2 protein-coding genes are annotated in these 3234 nt (G+C 63.0%); both read left to right on the top strand.

Features of this window, described 5'->3' with window-relative positions:
* Positions 1-61 precede the first annotated feature (61 nt).
* Complete coding sequence (macA, locus tag B348_RS0106905) at positions 62-1213, top strand: macrolide transporter subunit MacA (protein ID WP_017735409.1); 1152 nt, start codon at positions 62-64, stop codon at positions 1211-1213.
* Between the two features lie 3 nt (positions 1214-1216).
* Positions 1217-3169, top strand: coding sequence for a MacB family efflux pump subunit (locus tag B348_RS0106900; RefSeq protein WP_017735408.1), 1953 nt, complete (start codon positions 1217-1219; stop codon positions 3167-3169).
* Positions 3170-3234 lie beyond the last annotated feature (65 nt).

The raw sequence follows: 3234 nt of genomic DNA, 5'->3' as shown, positions 1-3234 counted from the left end.
CTGAACGCCCGCAATCGCAGGCAAGCCAGCTCCCACATTCACCCCTTGTTTATGGTCATTTATGCACACTTCAAAATTTCGCAAAGCGGGTCTGTTCAGCGTGTTGGCCATTGCCGTTGGCCTGATTGTCTACACCGTGCAAGCCCCCGCCGAGGGGCCGCAATACCTCACTGCCACGGCGGAGCGCGGCGATATCGAAAACGCCGTATTGGCCACCGGCTTGCTGGAGGGCGTCAAGCAGGTCGATGTCGGCGCCCAGGTGTCCGGACAGTTGAAGTCCCTCAAGGTCAAGGTCGGCGACAAGGTCAAGCAGGGCCAGTGGCTGGCGGAAATCGATCCGCTGATCCTGCAGAACACCCTGCGCAAGGCCCAGGTCGATGAAGAAAACCTCCAGGCCCAGCGCCGCGCCACGGCGGCGCAGCTCAAGCAGGCGCGCTCGGTGTACGAGCGCTACAAGGGCTTGCAGGATGACGAGTCGGTGTCGCGCCAGGATTTCGAGAACGCCGAATCGACGTTCCAGGTGCAGCAGGCCAACCTGTTGTCCCTGGATGCGCAGATCAAGAGCGCGCATATCCAGATCGACACCGCCAAGATCAACCTGGACTACACCCGGATCGTCGCGCCCATCGATGGCGACGTGGTGGGCATCGTCACCCAGGAAGGCCAGACGGTGATCGCCAGCCAACTGGCGCCGGTGCTGCTGAAACTGGCGGACCTGGACACCATGACCGTCAAAGCCCAGGTCTCGGAGGCGGATGTGATTCATATCAGCCCTGGCCAGAAGGTGTATTTCACCATCCTTGGCGAGGCCGACAAGCGCTACTACGCCACCCTGCGTGGCACCGAGCCGGCGCCGCAGAACTTCCTTGAAACCCAGGCCGCCGGCACGCCCAAGCAGAACACGGCGGTGTTCTATAACGCGCTGTTCGACGTGCCCAACCCCGACCATCGCCTGCGCATCGCCATGACCGCCCAGGTGCGCATCGTGCTCGCCACCGCCCAGGCGGCGTTGATCGTGCCGGTGGCGGCGCTCGGCCCGCGCAACAACGATGGCCGTCATGCCGTGCGGGTGCTGGACGCCAAGGGGAGGGCGCAGGCGCGTGAGGTGCAGACCGGGATCAACAACAACGTCAAGGTGCAGATCCTCGACGGCCTGGTCGAGGGCGATAAAGTGGTGATCGGCGACGCCACGCCCGCCGTGGCGGGGAACTGACGGATGAGCCAGCCACTGTTGGAACTCAAGGGCATCACCCGCAGTTTTATGGCCGGCGAGCGTGAATTCATTGCGCTCAAGGGCATCGACCTGACGATCGAGGCCGGGGAAATGCTGGCGATCATCGGCGCGTCGGGCTCGGGAAAATCCACCCTGATGAACATCCTCGGCGGCCTGGATTACGCCACGGCCGGCAGCTACAAGATCAACGGCATCGAGACCCGTTCGTTGGGCGACGAGCAGTTGGCCGAACTGCGCCGCGACTACTTCGGCTTCATCTTCCAGCGTTACCACCTGCTGACGCACCTGAGCGCGTTGCACAACGTGGAAATGCCGGCGATCTATGCGGGCACGCCGCAAACCCAGCGTCACAGCCGCGCGCGGGAGTTGCTTGCGCGCCTGGGCCTGGCCGGGCATGTCAGCCATCGCCCCAGCCAGCTCTCGGGCGGGCAGCAACAGCGGGTGAGTATCGCCCGCGCGCTGATGAACGGCGGTGAAGTGATCCTCGCCGACGAACCCACCGGCGCCCTCGACACGGCGAGTGGCAAGGAGGTCATGCAGATCCTCGCCGAGCTGCACGCCGCCGGGCACACGGTGATCATCGTCACCCATGACCCCAAGGTGGCGGCCAATGCCCAGCGCATCGTCGAGGTCAGCGACGGTGAAATCGTCAGTGACCGCCTCAATGCCGGCCCCGAGCTGCCCAGCGAAGCGCCCATCGCGCCCAAGCGCAGCGGCGCGCGGCGCCTGGTGGCGAGCCTGGGGTTGTTCAAGGAAGCGTTCAACATGGCCTGGGTCGCGCTGGTGTCCCATCGCATGCGCACCTTGTTGACCATGCTCGGCATTGTTATCGGCATCACTTCGGTGGTGTCGATCTCGGCCATCGGCGAAGGCGCCAAGCGCTATGTGCTCAAGGACATCCAGGCGATTGGCAGCAACACCATCGACATCTTTCCCGGCAGCAGTTTCGGCGACAGCCGCGCGTCGGCCATCGAGACGTTGCTGCCCTCGGATGTGGAGGCGTTGAACCAGCTGTATTACGTGGACAGCGCCACGCCGGTGGTGGGCCGCCACCTGTTGCTGCGCTTTGGCAATATCGACCTGGATGCACAGGTCAATGGCGTCAGCGAGCGGTACTTCAAGGTCAAGGGCCTGAAACTCGAAGCCGGCATCGCCTTCAGCGAAAGCGATGCGCGGCGCCAGGCGCAGGTGGTGGTGATCGACCACAACACCCGCCAACGCCTGTTTGGCCCCAACGTTGACCCGTTGGGCCAGGTGATCCTGGTGGGCAACCTGCCGTGCACGGTGATTGGCGTGACCGCCGACAACAAGAACATGTTTGCCGCAAGCAAGGCGTTGAACGTGTGGGTGCCGTATGAAACGGCGGCGGGGCGGTTGCTCGGGCAGCGCCATCTGGACAGCATCACCCTGCGTATCAAGGACGGCCAGCCGAGCAAGGTGGTGGAAGACAACGTCAACCAACTGATGCTGCAACGCCACGGCACCAAGGATTTCTTCACCAACAACCTCGACAGCATCATGCAGACGGTGCAGAAAACCAGCCGCTCGCTGGCGTTGCTGCTGTCGTTGATCGCGGTGATTTCCTTGCTGGTGGGCGGCATCGGCGTGATGAATATCATGTTGGTGTCGGTCACGGAGCGCACCCGCGAGATCGGCATTCGCATGGCGGTGGGGGCGCGGCAATCGGATATCCGCCAGCAGTTCCTGGTGGAGGCGGTGATGGTGTGCTTGATCGGCGGGATTATCGGGATCGCGCTGTCGTATGCGTTGGGTGGGTTGTTTTCGCTGTTTGTGAAGGAGTGGGAAATGGTGTTTTCCCTGGGGTCGGTGGTGACGGCGTTTGCCTGTTCGACGTTGATCGGGATTGTGTTTGGGTTTGTGCCGGCGCGGAATGCGGCGCGGCTGGATCCGATTGAGGCGTTGGCGCGGGATTGAGTCCGTTCAAACAATTAGGACTCAAATGTGGGAGCTGGCTTGCCTGCGATAGCGGTGTATCAGCC

Origin of the sequence: Pseudomonas sp. CBZ-4, from assembly GCF_000346755.1 — a bacterium.
Classification (GTDB): domain Bacteria; phylum Pseudomonadota; class Gammaproteobacteria; order Pseudomonadales; family Pseudomonadaceae; genus Aquipseudomonas.
The sequence above is the reverse complement of the archived record's forward strand: the minus strand, read 5'-3'. Positions and strand labels throughout refer to the sequence as shown.